The sequence below is a fragment of the Streptomyces sp. NPDC014991 genome, from assembly GCF_043080665.1.
GTDB lineage: Bacteria > Actinomycetota > Actinomycetes > Streptomycetales > Streptomycetaceae > Streptomyces.
This window is the reverse complement of record NZ_JBIBVY010000003.1, coordinates 283,915-302,944: the sequence shown is the minus strand read 5'-3', so window position 1 is coordinate 302,944 and position 19,030 is coordinate 283,915. Positions and strand designations below refer to the sequence as shown.

Genomic DNA, 19,030 nt, shown 5'->3' with positions numbered 1-19,030 from the left:
TCGGTTCCTCAGCGTTCGTCGTGGTCGGGGCCGCCGTACGCGGCGTCTTCGTCGTCGGGGGCGGGGTGGCCGTACCCCGCGGGTGGGCCGTCCTGGCCGTCGTGCGCGCCGTCCTCGCCGTCGTGGCCGTACGCGGCGGCTTCGAGTTCGCTCAGCACCTGGTCCTCCACGAGTTCCGCCAGGGCGGCGACGGTGCGGGAGACGAGGATGTCGCGGGGGGTGAGGGTGACGCCGAACGCGTCGTTGGCGCGGGAGGCGATCAGCAGGGCGCGCATGGAGTCGCCGCCCAGCAGGTAGTAGTCGTCCTCCGCGCCCACCGTCGTCCCGAGCGTCTCCTCCCAGATGGCCGCCACGGCCTCCTCGGTGGGCGTGCGCGGTGCCACGTGCCCGGCCCGTTCCTGCTCCTCGGCCGGGGCCGGGGCGGGCAGTGCGGCGCGGTCGGTCTTGCCGTTCTCGGTGAGCGGGAAGCGGTCGAGCACCACGAACGCCGTGGGGATCATGTGGCCCGGCAGGAAGCGGGCGGCCAGCGTCCGCAGTGCGGCGGTGGTGGGCGGTTCGGCGCCGGGGGCCGTGAGCAGGTGGGCGACCAGGCGCGGCAGGCCCGGTTCGTCCTCCCGTACGGTCACCACGGCGTCCAGCACGCCCGGATCCCGGACCAGGACGGCCTCGACCTCGCCCGCCTCGATGCGGTGGCCGCGCAGCTTGAGCTGGTGGTCGGTGCGGCCCAGGTAGTGCAGTTCGCCGTGGGCGTCGCGGCGCACCAGGTCGCCGGTGCGGTACATGCGGGTGCCGGGCGGCCCGAACGGGTCGGCGGTGAACCGGGCGGCGGTCAGGCCGGGGCGGCCCAGGTAGCCGCGGGCCAGCGCGGGCCCGGACAGCCACAGTTCGCCGGTGACGCCGTCGGGGACCGGCCGCAGCCGGGCGTCGAGGACGTAGGCGCCGGTGGCGGGCAGCGGGCGGCCGATGGGCGGGGCGGCGCCGTCCGGGCGCAGGGGCGCGGACCAGGTGGCGACGACGGTGGCCTCGGTGGGCCCGTAGGAGTTGACCATGCGGTGGTGCGGGGCCCAGCGGCCGACGAGTTCGGCGCTGCACGCGTCGGCGCCGACGATCAGCGTCTTCAGGTCCGGCAGGGTGCCGGGGGTGTCGGGCGGCAGGGTGCCGAGCGCGGCCGGCGGCAGCAGGGTCTGTGTGACGCGTTCGGTGCGCAGCACGTCGGCCAGCTGGGCGCCGAGCAGCGGGCCGGGCGGGGGTACGACCAGACGGGCGCCGTGCGGCAGGGACATGCACAGCTCCAGCACGGAGGCGTCGAAGCTGGGCGTGGCGAAGGCCAGCACCCGGTCGCCGGGGGCCACCTGGTAGTGGGCGGCCTCGGCGGCGGAGAACGCGGCGAGCCCACGGTGGGTGACGACGACCCCCTTGGGGGTGCCCGTGGAGCCCGAGGTGTAGATGACGTAGGCCGGATCGTCCAGGTCGAGCGGGCGGGTCCGGTCGGCGTCGGTGGGCCGGTGCCCGGGCGTGTCGGGCGACGGTGCGGCGAGCAGGCCGGCGATCTCCTTGGCGTCGAGGGTGAGGGCGGGGGCCGCGTCGCGCAGCATGAGGGCGATCCGCTCCTCGGGGTAGGCGGGGTCGACGGGCAGGAACGCGGCGCCCGCCTTCGCCACCGCCAGCTGGGCCAGCACCATGTCCGCCGAGCGCGGCAGCAGCAGTGCGACGAGGTCACCTGGGCCCGCGCCGCGGGCGATGAGCGCGTGTGCCAGCCGGTTGGCCTCCGCCTCGGCCTGCGCGAACGTGAGCAGGGTGCCGGGGGCGGCGAGGGCTGGGGCGGTCGGCCACCTGTCGACGGCGGCCTCCACGAGGGCGGGCAGCGTGGCGGCGGGTACCGGGGGGTGCGCCGGGCGGGCCGGTGTGCGCAGCAGACGGTCCCGTTCGGCGGGCGGGAGCACGTCGATGTCGTCGAGGCGGGTGGTGCCGTCCGTGGCGGCCAGGGCGTGCAGGGTGTGCAGCAGCTGGCCGGCCAGGGAGCCGGCGGTGGCCGGGTCGAAGCAGCGCGGGTCGTAGCCGAGTTCGACGGCGAGCCGGTCGCCGGGCGAGACGACGACGGTGAGCGGGTAGTTGGTGGCCTCCCGGGCGTCCAGGTCCCGCAGGGTCAGACCGTGTGCGCCGGCAGTCGCGTCACCGACGGGGTAGTTCTCGAAGACGACCAGGCTGTCGAACAGCTCGGTGCCGGACGGCAGCGCGGTGAGTCCGTGCAGCTCGTTGAGGGGCATGTGGTCGTGGCGGCGGTCCTCGGCCCGGGCCTCCTGCACGGCGCGCAGCCAGGCGGCGCAGGACGCGCCGCCGTCGACGGCGGTCCGGGCGGGCAGGGTGGTGATGAACAGGCCGGTGATGGTGTCGGCGCCGGGCAGGTCGGCGGGCCGGCCGGAGACGGTGGTGCCGAAGCACACCTCCCGTTCCCCGCTCCAGCGCGCCAGCAGCAGCGCCCAGGCGCCCTGCACCAGGGTGTTGAGGGTGAGGCGGTGCCGGCGGGCGAACTCCTGGAGCCGGCGCGTCTCCTCGGTGCCGAGCCGCTGGGACAGCCAGGTGCCGGAGCGGGCCGTGGTGCCCGGCGCGGGCCTGCGGTCGTACGGCAGTGGGGTCGGGCTGCTCAGGCCGGCGAGGACGCCGCGCCAGTGCTCCGCCGCCCGGCCGGTGTCGCGGGCGGCCAGCCAGCCGGCGTAGTCCGCGAACGGCCTGCGGTCGGGCAGCCGGGGCCGCTCGCCGCGGGCCAGGGCGGCGTGCGCGGCCATGACGTCGGACAGGACGTGGAAGACGCTCCAGCCGTCCAGCAGGACGTGGTGGAAGGTCCACACCACCCGCACGGCGTCCGGGCCGAGCCGGACCAGGGCGAGCCGGAGCAGCGGGGCCCGGTCCAGGGCGAGGCCCCGGGCCCGTTCGGCGGCGAGCAGCCGCTCCAGTTCCGTCTCCTGCCGGTCCGCCGGCACACCGCTCCAGTCGTGTTCGGTGACCGGCAGGGTCACGCCGCGGTGGACGATCTGGAGGGGCACGGGTACGCCGTGCAGGGCGACGGAGGTCCGCAGCACGGGGGTGCGGTCGACGACGTGCCGCCAGGCGGCGGCCAGCTGTCCCGGGTCCCGGGCGCCGTCCGCGACGAACGTGATCTGCTCGACGTACAGGCCGTGTCCGGCCTCGTCCAGGCCGTGCACCACCATGCCGGTCTGGGTGGGCGTGAGCGGGTACACGTCCACCACGTCCGCCCCGTCGCCCACGAGACGGTCCACGGCGGCCTGGTCGAGCGGGGCCAGCGGGAAGTCGGACGGGGTACGGCCGCCGGCGCCGGGCTCGGCGCAGTGCCGGACGATCTCCTCCAGTTCGACGGTCAGTTCGGCCGCCAGCCGGGCGACGGTCTCGTGCCGGTGCACCTCGCGGGAGTACGACCAGGTGAACTCCAGCCGGCCGTCGGTCACCCGGCCCAGCACGTCGAGGAGGTGCGGGCGTTCGGCGGAGGTGTCCATGCCGCCGCCGAGTGCGCCGTGGGGCGCGTGCAGCAGGCCGCCGGGGGCGGGCGTCCAGCCCTGCTGGCCCAGGTAGTTGAAGCAGACCTGGGGCAGGCCGGGCAGGCCGGGGCCGGCCGTGGGGTGCAGGTGGCGCAGCGCGCCGTAGCCGAGTCCGCCGTGCGGGACGGCGCGCAGGTTCTCCTTGACGGACTTCAGGACGGCGCCGGTGTCGGCGTCCCGGGGCACGTCCAGGGCGACCGGGTACATCGCGGTGAACCAGCCGGCGGTGCGGGCGAGGTCGGTGGCGTCGAACAGCTCCTCGCGGCCGTGGCCCTCGAGGGTCACCGCGACCCGGTCCCGGCCGGTCCAGCGGGCCAGGACGCGGCCCAGCGCGCACAGCAGGACGTCATTGACGCGGGTGCGGTACGCCTCCGGCACGTCCTGGAGCAGCCGGCGGGTGTCCTCGGCGCCGAGTGCGGTGGTCACGCTCTCCTCGACGGCGGCGGTGTTCGCGCCGCCGGGGTGGTCGGTGGGCAGGGCGGTGCCGGTGTCCAGGTCGCGCCAGTGGGCGAGTTCGCCGTCGAAGCCGCCCGCCGCGGTGTGGGCGGCGAGCTGCCGGGCCCAGGCCGCGAACGAGGTGCTCTTGGCGCCGAGGGCGGGCCGTTCGCCGTCCCGCAGGGCGCGGTAGGCGGTGTCCAGGTCCTCCAGGACCAGCCGCCAGGACACGGCGTCCACGACCAGGTGGTGCGCGGCGAGGACCAGCACCGGCCGGCCGCCGTCCCCGGGACGGCACAGCGCGGCCCGCAGCAGCGGTCCGGCGGCCAGGTCGAACCCGGCGGCGAGGGCGGCGGCCACCTCGGGGACGGCCGCGCGGTGGTGCACCTCCAGGTGCGGGGCGCCGTCGCCGGGCGGTGTGCCGTACTGCCGCCACCGCCCGTCCCCGGCCGGTTCGAAGCGCATCCGCAGCGCGTCGTGGTGCTCCAGCACGGCTGCCAGCGCGGCGCGCAGCAGCGTCTCGCCGGGGTCCTCGGCCAGCTCGAAGGAGACCGTCTGGCTGAAGTGGGCGGGGTCGCCGGTCAGGGTGTCGAACAGCCAGTGCTGTACGGGGGTGAGCGGCGCGTCGCCGACGACGGGTCCCTGCTCGGCGGTGACGGCGGGGCCATGGAACTCCGTTGCCGCTGCCGCGAGTTCGGCGAGGGTCTGGTGGGTGAACAGGTGCCGGGGGGTCAGGGCGAGACCGGCTCGGCGGGCGGCCGAGACGATCTGGATGCCGAGGATGGAGTCGCCGCCCAGCGTGAAGTAGTTGTCGTCGGCGCCGACTTCGGGCACGCCGAGCACCTCGCACCAGATCGCGGCGAGGGTCTGTTCCGCCTCGGTGCGCGGCGGCCGGGCGGTGCCGCCGGTGGCCGGGGCGGCCCACTGGGGTGCGGGCAGCGCCCGCCGGTCCAGCTTGCCGGTGGCGCCGAGCGGCAGCCGGTCCAGCGGCACGACGAGGGCGGGGACCAGGTGGTCGGGGAGGCTGTGGGCGAGGAAGGCGCGCAGCTCGGCGGGGTCCGGCAGGGCGGCCCCGCGGGGTACCGCGTAGCCGACCAGCCGGCGGTGGCCGGCGTGCTCGACCACCCGGGCCGCCGCGGCGGCGACGGCCGGGTGCCGGGTCAGCGCGGCCTCCAGCTCGCCGAGTTCGATGCGGAAGCCGCGCACCTTGACCTGGTCGTCGCCGCGGCCGAGGTAACGCAGGTCGCCGTCGGACGTCCAGCGGACGAGGTCGCCGGTGCGGTACATGCGGGCGCCGGGCGGGCCGAACGGGTCGGGCAGGAAGCGCGACGCAGTCAGGCCGGGGCGGCCCAGGTAGCCGCGGGCGACGCCGGTGCCGGCGAGGAACAGTTCACCGGGCGCGCCGGCGGGCACCGGGCGCATCTGCTCGTCCAGGACGTAGGCGCGGGCGCCGCCCACGGGGCGGCCGATCGGCGGGTCGCGGTCGGGGTCGGCCGGGTCGCAGGTGAAGGCGGTGGCGTAGACGGTGGCCTCGGTGGGGCCGTAGATGTTCAGGACCCGGCAGCCGGGGACGGCCTCGCGGACCCGGCGCACGGTGCGGGCGGGCAGCCCCTCCCCCGCGAGGACGACCGTGTCCGCGGTGACCTGTACGGCGTCCTCCGCGAGCAGCCGGTCCAGGGCGGAGGGCACCGCGCTGAGCAGTCCGGCCCGCCAGGGTCCGGTGCGTTCGGCCAGCGCCAGCAGGTCGCGGACGATCTCGACGCAGCCGCCGGACAGCAGCGGGGAGAAGATCTCGAAGACCGACACGTCGAAGTTGAGCGAGGTGGACGCCACCACGTGGGCCAGTCCACGGCCGGTGAACTCGGCCGCGGCCCAGTCGGTCAGGGCCAGCACCGACGCGTGGGTGACGACGACGCCCTTGGGGCGGCCGGTCGAGCCGGAGGTGTGGATGACGTAGGCCGGGTGGCCGGGCAGCAGGGGGCCGTGCCGCTCGTCGTCGCCGACGGGCGTGTCGGGGACGGCCGCGCCCGGGTCCTGGTCCCGGTCCAGCAGGATCCGGGTGAACGGGCCCTCGGGCAGCCGTCCGGCGGTCTCCGCGCTGGTGATCACGGCGTCGGGCCGTACGTCCTCGAAGAGGAACGCGACGCGCTCGGCCGGGTACTGCGGGTCGACCGGCAGATAGGCGGCGCCGCTCTTGAGCACGGCCAGGAGCGCCACGACCAGGTCGGCGGTGCGGGGCAGGCAGAGGGCGACGAAGCGCTCGGGTCCCGCGCCGGCGGCGACGAGCCGCCGGGCCAGTCGGCTGGAGCGGGCGTCGAGTTCGCGGTAGGTCAGGCAGGTGTCGCCGTGACGGACGGCCGGGGCGTGCGGCGTGCGCTCCGCCTGCCGCCGGAACGCCTCGGGCAGGGTGTCCCGCGGTGCCTGACGCACCGGCCCGCCGAACCGGCCGACGAGGTCACGGCCGCCGGCCGGATCCAGGAGGGGCAGGTCGGCGAGGCGGCGGTCCGGGTCGTCGGCCATCCCGGTCAGCAGGGTGCGCAGGGCCTCCCCGAGCGCCTCGACCGTCGCGGGGTCGAACGCGTCCGGGTCGTAGTCGAGGTTCACGGCCAGGTTGTCCCCGGGCGCGACGACCACGCTCAGCGGGTAGTTCGTCGGCTCCAGGTCCCGTTCCTGCTCCATGGCCAGGCCGTGCCGGGCGAGCGAGCCCTCGTCGAACGGGTAGTTCTCGAACACCACGATGGAGTCGAACAGGCTGGTACCGCCGGGCACCTCGCTCCAGGACTGCACCTGGGCCAGCGAGACGAAGTCGTGGCGCCGGGCCTCCGACTGGGCGGTCTGGAGCTCGCTCAGCCAGTCCGGCAGCAGGCGCCGTCCGTCGACGCGGGCCCGGGTGGGCAGGGTGTTGATGAACAGGCCGACCATCGAGGTGACCCCCGGCAGGCCGGCGGGCCGGCCGGAGACGGTGGTGCCGAACACCACGTCGTCACCGCCGCCGTAGCGGGCCAGCAGCAGCGCCCACGCGCCCTGGAGGACGGTGTTGAGGGTGAGCCCCGCCCGCTGGGCGGTCTCCCGCAGCCGCGCCGAGACGTCCCGGCCGAGGGTCACCCGCACCGTCCCGGAGGAGGCGTCGCGGTGGGCCTGGGCGGGCCGCCGGTCGCGGGGCAGCTCGGTGGGGGCCTGGAAACCGGCGAGGGTCTCGCGCCAGTACCGTTCGGCCTGGCCGGTGTCCTGCCCGGCCAGCCAGTGCAGGTAGTCGGCGAAGGGCCTGCGCTCGACCGGCCGCGGGCGGCGCCCGGAGGTCAGGGCCGCGTACCGCTCGCAGACCTCGTCGAAGACCTGGGCCGCGCTCCAGCCGTCGAGCAGCACGTGATGGAAGGTCCACACCAGGCGCACCCGGTCCGGCGCCAGCCGGATCAGCATCAGCCGCATCAGGGGCGCTGTGCCCAGGTCGATGCCGGCCTGCCGGTCCTCGGCCAGCAGCCGGTCCAGGTCGCGGGCGCCGTGGTCGGCGGGGCGTCCGGACCAGTCGTGGTGGGTGACGGGCACGGTGGCCCGGTGCCGGACGACCTGGAGCGGTTCGGGGGTCTCCTGCCATACGAGGCCGGTGCGCAGGACCGGGTTGGCGTCCGCGGTGTGCTGCCAGGCCGTGGCGAGGGCCTGCGGGTCGGTGACACCGGACAGCACCAGCTGCACCTGGTTGACGTAGGTCCGGCCGTCGGGGTCCAGCAGGCTGTGGAAGAGCATGCCCGCCTGCATCGGCGTCAGCGGGTACACGTCCGCGACCTCGCGTCCGTCGCCGGCGATCCGGTCCACGGCCGCCTGGTCGAGCCGGGCCAGCGGGAAGTCCGAGGGGGTACGGCCGCCCGCGTCGGGGTGGGCGCAGTGCGCCACGAGCTCCTCCAGCGCCCGCAGCATGCCCTCGGCGAGCGCGGTGACGGTGTCCTCGTGGTGCCGTCCGGGGCTGTAGTGCCAGGTGATCTCCAGCTCGTCTTCCTCCACGCGGGCGATCACGTCCAGCAGGTGCGGCCGTTCGGCGCCGGGTGCCTCCGCGCCGCCGAGTCCGCCGGGCACCGCGCCGATCAGGGTGCCGCCGCCGGCGGACCAGTCGAAGCGCCCGAGGTAGTTGAAGCTGATGCCGGGCATCGGGGTGCCGGTGAGGGCCGCGTCGCGGGCGAGGTGGCGCAGGACGCCGTAGCCGAGGCCCCGGTCGGGGACGGCCCGCAGCTGCTCCTTGACCGACTTCAGCGCGGCTCCCCAGTCGCCCTCGGGGACGGTGAGGGCGACCGGGTACAGGGAGGTGAACCAGCCGACCGTGCGGGACAGGTCGACGTCCTCGAACAGCTGGTCCTCGCGGCCGTGCCCCTCCAGGCCGACGGCGACGGTGGCGCGTCCGGTCCAGTCGGCGAGGACCCGGCCCAGCGCGGTGAGCAGGACGTCGTCGATCCGGGTGCGGTAGGCGCCGGGGACGCGGCGCAGCAGGTCGTCGGTGCGCCCGCGGTCCAGGCGCACGCTGACCTCGCGGACGCCGGCCATGGTGGCCTCGCCGTCGCCGTCGACGGGCAGCGGGGCGGCGCAGTGCCGGGCGGTCTCCGCCCAGTGGTCGCGCCGGGCGGCGAAGCCGGTCCCGGCACGCTCGCGCAGCCGGTGCGCCCACTCGCGCACGGAGGTGGTGCGGGCGGGCAGCCGTACGGGTTCTCCCGCCGTGGCCTGCCGGTAGGCGGTCTCCAGGTCCTCCAGCAGGATCCGCCAGGAGACGCCGTCGACGACCAGGTGGTGGACGACGAGCAGCAGCCGGGCGGGCCGGGTGCCGCCGGCGGTGAACAGGCGGGCGGCGCACAGGGGTCCGGTGTCGAGACGCAGTCCGGCGTGGGCCGCCGCCGTCACCCGTTCCTCGGTCTCCGGGTCGTGGACCTGGAGCAGTTCGGGGACCGGGCCGTCGGTGGCGGGTATGTGCTGGCGCCAGGTGCCGTCGTCGTCGAGGTGGAACCGGGCGCGCAGGGCGTCGTGGTGGGCCCACAGGGCGGTGAGGGCGCGGCGCAGGGCGTCCTCGTCGACCGGGCCGGCGGCCTCGATGACGACGGACTGGTTGAAGAACGCGGCGTGCGCCGGCCGCGGGTCGAGGAACCAGTGCTGGATCGGGGTGAGGTCCGCCTCGCCGCTGACCGGTCCGGTTCCGGCGACGGCGGGCGCGGCGGCGCCGCCGGCGGCCAGCCCGGCCACCGTGGGGCGCCGGAACAGGTCGCGCGGGGTGAGGGTGAGGCCGGCGGCCCGGGCGCGGGAGACGACCTGGATGCTGAGGATGGAGTCGCCGCCCAGCATGAAGAAGTTGTCGTCCACGCCGACCCGTTCCACGCCGAGCAGGTCGGCCCAGATCCCGGCGAGCAGCCGCTCGGCCTCGGTGCTCGGGGCCCGGTAGGCGTCCTCGGCGCCCGCCGACCAGTCGGGGGCGGGCAGCCGCCGCCGGTCGACCTTGCCGTTGCCGGTCAGCGGCAGCGCGGACACGGTGACGAACGCGGCCGGCAGCATGTAGTCGGGCAGCCCGGCCGCGAGGTGGTCGCGCAGCGCGGCGGCGGAGGGCGCCGCGGCGCCCTCGGCCGGCACGAGGTGGGCGGCGAGCCGCTTGCGGCCCGCGTCCTCGTACAGGGAGACGACGGCCTCGGTGATGTCGGGGTGGGCGGTGAGCCGGGCCTCGATCTCGGCGGGTTCGACACGGAAGCCGCGGATCTTGATCTGGTCGTCGGCGCGGCCGACGAAGTGCAGTTCGCCGTCGGCGCTCCAGCGCACGATGTCTCCCGTGCGGTACATGCGCGCGCCGGCCGGTCCGAAGGGGTCGGCGAGGTAGCGGGCGGCGGTCGCGCCGGGACGGCCGGCGTAGCCGCGGGCGAGTCCCGCGCCGGCGATGTACAGCTCGCCGGGGACACCCGGCGGCTGGGGCTGGAGGGCGCCGTCCAGGACGTACACGCGGGTGTTGTCCAGCGGGCGTCCGATGGGCAGCACCGCGGGCAGCGGGTCGCCGGCGCGGAAGACGCGGCGGGTGGCGAACGTGGTGGTCTCGGTGGGGCCGTAACCGTCCACGACGGTCAGGCCGGGGCAGGCGTCCAGCACCCGGCGCACGACCGCGCCCGGCACGGCCTCGCCGCCCGTCCACACCTCCCGGGCGCCGCGCAGGCAGCCCGGGTCCTCCTGGGCGAGGAGGCGGAACAGCCCCGCGGTGAGCCACAGGCAGCTGACGCCCTGCTCGGCGACGGCACGGCGGACCGCGGCGGCGTCCAGGTCGGCCGGCGGGGCGAGGACGGCCGTGCCGCCGCGCAGCAGCGGCACCCACACCTCGTAGGTGGCGGCGTCGAAGGCGTGCGGCGAGTGCACGAGGACCCGGTCGTGCCCGGCGAACGCCCGGTCCAGGGCCAGCGCGACGACGTCCCGCTGGCGCACGGCGACCCCCTTGGGGACGCCGGTGGAGCCCGAGGTGAACATCAGGTACTGGACGTTGTCGGGGTGGACGGCGTGGGCGGGCGCGGGGTGGTCCGCCCCGGCCGGGCCGTCGACCCGCAGGACGCGGTCGCCCGGCAGCAGCTCCCGGGCGGTCTCCTCCCACGCGGCGTCGGTGAGCAGCAGGTCCGCTCCGGCCTCGGCCAGCATCCGGCGCAGCCGCTCGCGCGGGGCCCGGCCGTCCAGCGGGACGTACACCCCGCCGGTGCGGGCGAGGGCCAGCTGGGCGACGACCAGTTCCACGGAGCGGTCCACGAGCACGCCCACCGGGCGTTCCGGCCGTACGCCGAGCGCGGCCAGCCGGGCCGCCCGGCGCGCCGACCGCGCGTCGAGTTCGCGGTAGGTGACGCGCTCGGCTCCGGCCTCCAGCGCCACCGCGTCGGGGGTGCGGCGCGCCTGCGCGGCGAAGAGAGCGGCGACCGTGGTGTCGGGCAGGTCGGTGGCGGTGTCGTTCCAGGTGCGCAGCACCTGTGCGCGGCGGTCCGCGCTGAGCAGCGGCAGCCGGGCCGGCGGGCGGGGGGATGCGCCGGGCATGCCCGTGAGCAGCACGGTCAGGTACTCGGCCAGCCGCTCGGCGGTGCCGGTGTCGAACAGCTCCGGGTCGTATCCGAGGCGCAGGGTCAGCTCCGGGCCCGGGTAGGCGGTCAGGCTCAGCGGGTAGTTGGTCGTCTCGATGCCCTCCAGGCCGCTCAGGCGCAGCCCGTGGGCGGCGGCGAGACCGTCGTCCACCGGGTAGTTCTCGAAGACGACGATGCTGTCGAACAGGCCGACCCGCTCCGGGAGTCCGGTGAACGTCCTGATCCGGGTGAGCGGTACGTGGTCGAAGCGCCGGTCCTCGCTCTGGTCGCGCTGGAGTGCGCGCAGCCAGTCCACGAGGGTGCCGTGGGCCGGGACGGTGACCCGGGTGGGCAGGGTGGTGATGAACAGGCCGGTCATGGCGTCGGAGCCGGGCAGCTCGGGCGGCCGTCCGGACACGGTGGTGCCGAACACCACCTCGTCGCGGCCCGCCTGGCGGCCCAGCAGCAGCGCCCAGGCGCCCTGCACGAGGGTGTTGAGGGTCAGGCCCGAGGTCCGCGCCAGCTCCTCCAGCGCCCGGGTCGCGGCGGCGGGCACGGTGGCCCGGACCTCGTGCGTGGACTCGGCGCGGTGGCTCTCGCGCGGCTCGCGGTCGTACGGCAGGGGGGTGGCCTCGGTCAGGCCGGACAGACGGTGCCGCCAGTGCCGTTCGGCCTCGGCCGTGTCACGTCCGCGCAGCCAGGCCAGGTAGTCGCGGTAGGGCGGGCGCTCCCGGCCGGTCTCCGGTGCGGTGCCGGAGTGCCGGGTGAAGACGTCCGTGAGCACCTGGAACAGGCTCCAGCCGTCCAGGAGCAGGTGGTGGAAGGACCACACCACGCGCACGGCGGTGCCGGACACCCGGGCGAGCAGCAGGCGCTGGAGCGGGGCCCGGGTCAGGTCGATGCCGTCCGCGCGGTCGCGGGCCAGGACGTCGTCCAGGCGGGCGCGGCGCTCGTCCTCGGTCAGGTCGCGCCAGTCCAGGTGGGTGACCGGCAGGTCCGCGTGGCGCTGCACCACCAGCACCGGCTCGGGTATGTCCTGCCAGACGACCCGGCCGCGCAGCACCTCGGTGCGGTCGGTCACGTGCTGCCAGGCCGCGGCGAGTGCCCCCGGGTCCGGTACGCCGTCCAGGACGAAGGTCAGCTGCTGGAAGTAGACGCCGCGGTCGTCCTGGGAGAGCCCGTGGAAGAGCATGCCCGCCTGCGTCGGCGTGAGGGGCAGGACGTCCGCCACGGCGGCCGGGTCCGCGCCGGTGACACGGTCCACGGCGGCCTGGTCGAGCCGGGCCAGCGGGAAGTCGGACGGGGTGCGTCCGGCGGCGCCCGGCGACGCGGCGTACCGGGCGAGGTCCGCCAGCGCGTCCGCGAAGCGTTCCGCGAGGGCCTCGACCGTGTCCTGCCGGTGCAGCCGGTCGGAGTAGAACCAGGTGAACTCCAGGTGGTCGCCGTCGAGCAGGCCGACGACCTCCAGGGCGTGCGGGCGCTCGGCGGCCGGGTCGGCGTCCAGCTCCAGCGGCCGGACGGTGCCCCGGTACAGGCCGTCGCCGCCGTCCGGCAGCCCCATCCGGCCCAGGTAGTTGAAGCTGATCTGCGCGTGCGGGGTGCCGGGCGCGGCGCCCGGAGCGGCCAGGTGGCGCAGCGCGTCGTGGCCGAGGCCGTGCCGGGGCACGGCGCGCAGCTGCTCCTTGACCCGCTTCAGGACAGTGTCCCAGCCGGCGTCCCCGGGGACGGCCAGGGCGACGGGGTAGCGGGTGGTGAACCAGCCGACCGTGCGGCTGAGGTCCAGGTCGGGGAAGAGTTCCTCGCGGCCGTGACCCTCGACGTCGACCACCACCCGTTCCCGCCCGGTCCCGGCGCACAGGGCGCGGCCGAGGGCGCTGAGCAGTACGTCGTTGACCTGGGTGCGGTAGGTCTCGGGCAGGGTGCGCAGCAGGACCGCGGTGTCCTCGGGGCTCAGGCGGACGGTGACCGCGCGCTGGGAGGCGTAGGTGTTGGCGCCGTCCGCCTGCTCGGGCACGGCGGGAGCCGTGTCCGGGACCTCCCGGGCCCAGTACTCCCGCTCGTCGTCGAAGCCGCCGTCCGCCGCGTGCGCGTGCAGCCGGCGGGCCCACTGCCGTACGGGGGTGGACTTCGCGGGCAGGGCCGCCGTGCCGTCGTCGCCCGAGCGGCGGGCCCGGTAGGCGCGGTCCAGGTCGTCCAGCAGGATGCGCCAGGAGACCCCGTCGACCACCAGGTGGTGCACGGCGAGGTGCAGGACCCGCGGCAGGCCGGGGCCGCGGTCGTGCAGCACGGCCCGCAGCAGCGGCCCGCCGGCGAGGTCGAAGGGGCCGAAGTGGGGGGTGTCCGGGTCCGGGCCCGTGTGCCTGCCCAGGACGATCCGGGGCGCCCGGTCCGCGATGGACCAGCTGACCCGCGCATCGCCGTCACCGGCGGTGAAGCGGGAGCGCAGGGCGTCGTGGTGGGCGGCCAGGTCGTTCAGCGCGTCCTGGAGTGCCGCCGCGTCCAGGTCGTCGGGAACCTGCACGGACAGCGCCTGCGCGAAGTGGCCGGCCCGCTCGGCGGCCGTGCCGAACAACCAGTGCTGGATCGGCGTCAGGGGGGCCGCTCCGGTGGCCGCCTCCGGCACCGGGACCGACGCGCGCGGGCTTCCGGCGGCGTCCGCGCAGCGGGCGAGGGCGGCGACCGTCTGGTGCTGGTAGAGGTCCCGGGAGGTCAGCATCAGGCCCTCCTGCCGGGCCCGGGCCACCACCTGGATGCTGAGGATGGAGTCGCCGCCGAGTTCGAAGAAGTTGTCGTCGACGCCGATCCGCTCCACGTGCAGCACGTCCGCCCAGATCGCGGCGAGGGCGTGCTCGGTGGGGGTGCGGGGGGCGACGTGGCGTACGGCCCGCACGGCGGGGCCCGGGTCGGGCAGGCGTCCGCGGTCGATCTTGCCGTTGGGGTTGAGCGGCAGGCCGTCCAGCACGACGACAATCGCCGGGACCATGTAGTCGGGCAGCGTACGGCCGAGTTCCCGGCGTACGGCCTCGGGGTCGACCCGCGCTCCGGGGGCCGGGACGACATAGCCGACGAGGCGCCGGTGGCCGTCGGTGGCCGCCGCGGTGGCCGCCGCCTCGGCCACACCGGCGCAGCGGCGCAACGCCTCCTCCACCTCGCCCAGTTCGATCCGGAAGCCGCGGACCTTGACCTGCTGGTCGATCCGGCCGAGGTACTCCAGCCGGCCGTCGGCCCGGCGGCGCACCAGGTCGCCGGTGCGGTACATCCGCTCGCCCGGCGCGCCGAACGGATCGGCGACGAAGCGGGCGGCGGACAGCCCGGGACGGTTCAGGTAGCCGCGCGCCAGGCCGCCGCCCCCGAGATACAGCTCCCCCGTGACACCGGGCGGCTGGGGCCGCAGGGCGCCGTCCAGGACGTAGGCCCGGGTGACGGCCACGGGTTCGCCGATGGGCGGGGCCTGCTCCGGCAGCCGGCCGTCGGCGAACCAGGCGGTGGCGTACACGGTGGCCTCGGTGGGGCCGTAGATGTTGGCGATCCGGGCCGCGGGCATGGCGGCGCGCACGTCGTGCACCGTCTGCGCGGGCAGTGCCTCACCGGCCAGGACGACGGTGTCCGCCGACACGGGTGCCGTACCGCCCGCGACCAGCCGGGAGACGACGGAGGGCACTCCGCTGAGCAGCCCGGCGCTGCGCGGGGCCGGCGTGTCGGCGAGGGCCGGCAGGTCGGCGACCACCTCCACGGAGCCGCCGGCCAGCAGCGGGCACAGCAGCTCGAAGACCGAGACGTCGAAGTTGAGGGAGGTGGAGGCGATCACATGGGCGAGCCCGTCAGGTCCGAACCGCTCCCCCGCCCAGGCGGCCAGCGCGGCGACGCTGCGGTGGGTGACCACGACCCCCTTGGGGCGCCCGGTGGAGCCCGAGGTGTAGATGACGTAGGCGGGATGGTCCGGCAGCAGCGGCCGGATCCGGTCGGCGTCGGTCAGGTCGGCGTCGGTCAGGTCCGGGCCGGGCGCGTCCTGGCCCGCGCAGTCCTCCAGGAGCAGCGGGACGCAGTCCTCGGGCAGCGCGGACGCGGTGTCGCGGGTGGCGAGGACGAGGGCGGGCCGGGCGTCGTCGAGCATGAAGCGGATCCGCTCGGCGGGGTAGGCGGGGTCCACGGGCAGGTAGCCCGCGCCCGATTTCAGCACCGCCCACAGCACGGGCACGAGGTCGACGGAGCGCGGCAGGCACAGCGCTACCAGGGTCTCCGGGCCGGCGCCGCGCGCGACGAGCAGCCGCGCCAGCCGGTTGGCGCGCCGGTCGGTCTCGGCGTAGTCGAGCCGGTCGGAACCGCAGACGACGGCGGTCCGGCCGGGGGTCCGGGCGACCTGGGCGCCGAACAGCCCGGGCAGCGTGACGTCACCGGTGTCCCGGCTCCGGCGCGCGGGCGGGTTCCAGACGTCCACCAGGGTGTGCTGCTCCGCGGCCGACAGCATGGACAGCTCCGCCAGCGTGCGGCCCGGGCCGTCCGCCATGCCCTCGAGCAGACGGTGCAGATGACCGGTCAGGCGGGCCACGGTCGCGGCCTCGAACAGGTCGGTGTTGTACTCGACGGTCAGCGCGCAGCCGCCCTCGGCGTCCGGGGTGAACTCCAGGACCAGGTCGAAGCGGGCGGCCGGGCGGGGCAGCGGATGCTCCTCCAGGCGCAGGCCGCCGGCGAGGGGCGGCACGCCGAGGGGGGTCTGCTGGACGACGAGCGCCTGCACCAGCGGGGTGCGGCTGGGGTCCCGGGTGGGCGCCAGCTCCTCCACCACCCGGTCGAACGGCACGCCGTCGTGGGCGAAGGCGTCCAGCACCGTGGTCCGCATGCTCTCCACGAACCGGTCGACGGTCGCCCGCTCGTCCACCTCCGTGCGCAGCACCACCGTGTTGGCGAAGAAGCCCGGCACGTCCTCCAGCTCCCGGCGGTCCCGCCCGTTGGTGACGGTGCCGAACGCCACGTCCCGCTGCCCGGAGTAGCGGGCGAACAACAGGGCCGCGGCCCCCGCGAACAGGGTGAACACGGTGGTGCCGCGGCCCGTCGCCAGGTGGCGCAGCCGGGCCGTCAGCTCCGCGGGGAGGCGGTGGTGGTGGGCCGCTCCGGAAGTGGTGCGCACCGCCGGACGCGGCCGGTCGGTGGGCAGCTCCAGATGCTGGATGTCCGACAGGTGCCGTCTCCAGTAGGCCAGGTCGGCGCTGTCCTTGTCCCCGGCCCGCTGCCGCTGCTCCCACACGGCGAAGTCCGGGTACTGCACGGCGGGCCGGGGCAGCCCGTCGGGTTCGCCGGTGGCCTCGGCGCGGTAGAGGGCGGCGAGTTCCCGGGTGAGGACGCCCACCGACCAGCCGTCGGTGACGATGTGGTGCTGTGCCAGCAGCAGCAGGTGGTCGTCCTCGGCGAGCCGGACGAGCAGCGCGCGGGTGAGCGGGCCGGCCGCCAGGTCGAAGGGGCGGCACAGCTCCCCGGTGAGCAGGTCCTCGGCCGCCTCGGCCCGGCGCGCTCCGGGTACGTCGGTGAGGTCGGCCGTCCGCAGCGGCAGGGCGGGGTCGGCGGCGACACGCTGGGCGCCCTGTCCGTCGAGGGTGGTGAACGTGGTGCGCAGCGAGGCGTGCCGGGCGGCGAGGCGGTGCAGGGACCGGTGCAGCGCGTCCGTGTCCAGCGCGCCGCGCAGCCGCAGGGACACGCCGGTGTTGTACTCGGTGCCGCCGTCGGTCAGGTCGTCCAGGAACCACAGCCGGCGCTGCGCGCTGGACAGCGGCAGGACGCCCTCGCCGGGGGCCGGCGGGATCGGTTCCGGCGGGGCGGCGGCGGAGGGGTCACCGAGCAGGGGCGCCAGAGCGGCGACCGTACGGGCGGTGAAGACGTCCCGTACGCTCAGCCGCACTCCCAGCTCGTCGCGGATGCGCGACAGGGCGCGTGCGGCGAGGACCGAGTCGCCGCCCAGGTCCAGGAAGTCGTCCGTCACGCCGATCTCGTCGACGCCCAGGACGTCGGCCCAGATCGCGGCGAGGGAGCGCTCACGGGGCGAGCGGGGCGGCACGCGGCCCGCCGTGGACACCCGCTCCGGAGCGGGCAGGGCCCGCCGGTCGATCTTGTGCTGCGGGGTGAGCGGCATCTGCTCCAGCACCACGACAGCGGCAGGCACCATGTGCCCGGGCAGCACAGCGGCCAGCTCGGCCCGCAACGCGGCCGGGTCGAGGGGGCGGGCGGGGGTGGCGGCACCGGCCGTGCCGAGGTGCTGAGCGGAGGTGAAGGGGACGGAGGGGACGGGCGGGTGGCCGGCGGCCGGCGCACCGGAGGGGCGGTCTTCGCCCGTGGCGCCGGTTCTTCTCCCGGCCCCGGTCGCCCCGTCGGGAGCGTCTGTGCCATCGGACTCGGCCGCCTGGCCGGAAAGCGCCTCCCCGCCGGCCCCGGCCGAGGTGGCCACCGCGTCCGCGGAGCGGACCGCCCCGGCGGGCACCACCGCATCCCCGGACCCGGCCGCCCCCCGCGGGTCGGTCGGGGTGACGTAGGCGACCAGGCGGCGATGGCCCGGTTCGTCCTCGCGGACCACGACCACGGCCTCGCCGACGGCGCCCCCGGCCAGCCGGCGCAGGGCCGCCTCGATCTCGCCCGGTTCGATCCGGAAGCCGCGGATCTTCACCTGCCGGTCCAGCCGGCCCAGGTACTCCAGCTCGCCGTCGGCGGTCCGGCGCACCCGGTCGCCGGTGCGGTACACGCGGGCTCCGGGCGGGCCGAAGGGGTCCGCGACGAAGCGGGCGGCGGTCAGGCCCGGCCGGCCCAGGTAGCCGCGGGCGACCGCGTCGCCGCCCACGAACAACTCGCCGTCCGTGCCGGGCGGCACGGGCCGCATCGCGGTGTCGAGGACGTACACCCGGGTGTGCGGCAGGGCGTCGCCGATGGTCGGGGTGCCCCGGCCGGCGGTGAGCGGCCCGGTCCAGGTGGCGACGATGGTGGCCTCGGTCGGGCCGTAGGAGTTGATCATGCGGCGGCCGGGGGCCCAGCGGTCGACGAGCCCGGCCGGGCATGCCTCGGCACCCACGATCAGGGTGCGCAGTGATCTCGCGGTGCCCTCCCCCGGGTCGGGGAGGGTGGCCAGCGCGGCCGGCGGGATGAGGGCGTGGGTGATGCGGTGCTCGTCCAGGACGGCGGCGAGTTCGTCGCCGAGCCAGGGCCCGTGCGGCGGTACGACGAGCGTGGCACCGGACAGGACGGAGACGCACAGCTCCAGGACGGAGGCGTCGAAGCTGGGCGAGGAGAACTGGAGCACGCGGTCGCCGGGGCCGACGGCGTACTGCTCGGCGGCGGCGGCCGTGAAGCCGCCGATGCCGCGGTGGGTGACCGTCACGCCCTTGGGGGTGCCGGTGGAACCGGAGGTGTAGATGACGTAGGCGGCGTGGTCGGCGCCGGTTCCGGCCGTGCCGTCGGCCTCGGCCGCGTGCCCCGTGCCGTCCGCGGTGTCGAGCAGCTCGCCGGTCCGCCGCGGGTCGTCGAGGACGACCGCGGGCGCCGCGTCGGCGAGCATCAGCGCCCGGCGGTCCGCGGGATAGGCGGGGTCCACGGGCAGGAAGGCCGCGCCGGCCCGGGCGACGGCCAGTTCGGCCGCGATCAGCTCCATGGAGCGCGGCAGCACGAGCGCTACCACCCGGTCGGGGCCCGCTCCGTGCCGCGTCAGGTACCCGGCCAGCCGGTCGGCGCGGTCGGCCAGTTCGCGGTAGGTCCAGGTCCGCCGGCCGTCGGTGAGGGCCGGTGCGTCCGGGGTGCGGGTCACCCACGCGGTGAACAGCTCGCCGAGCGTCGGGTACGCCGCGGCCGCGGCGCTCTCCGGCGCCCCGGCGGTGTCGCCGGCCCGCGGCAGGGAGGACGCCGGCGCGGGCTTGTCGTGCAGGTCCGTCATGGGTGAAGTCCTTAGGAGGGCGGGGCGGTACGGCGCGGGCTGCGGAGGCGGACGCGGGCAGCGCCGCGTCCCGCCGCGGGGCGGTGCGG

Annotated in this window: 1 protein-coding gene; it reads right to left on the bottom strand. The window is 76.4% G+C overall.

From position 1 onward, the window contains the following. Nucleotides 1-8: 8 nt before the first annotated feature. The gene (locus tag ACF1BE_RS07775) at nucleotides 9-18,941 is read right to left on the bottom strand and encodes a non-ribosomal peptide synthase/polyketide synthase (protein WP_392198068.1); all 18,933 of its coding nucleotides are present in this window, start codon (nucleotides 18,939-18,941) and stop codon (nucleotides 9-11) included. Nucleotides 18,942-19,030: the final 89 nt, after the last annotated feature.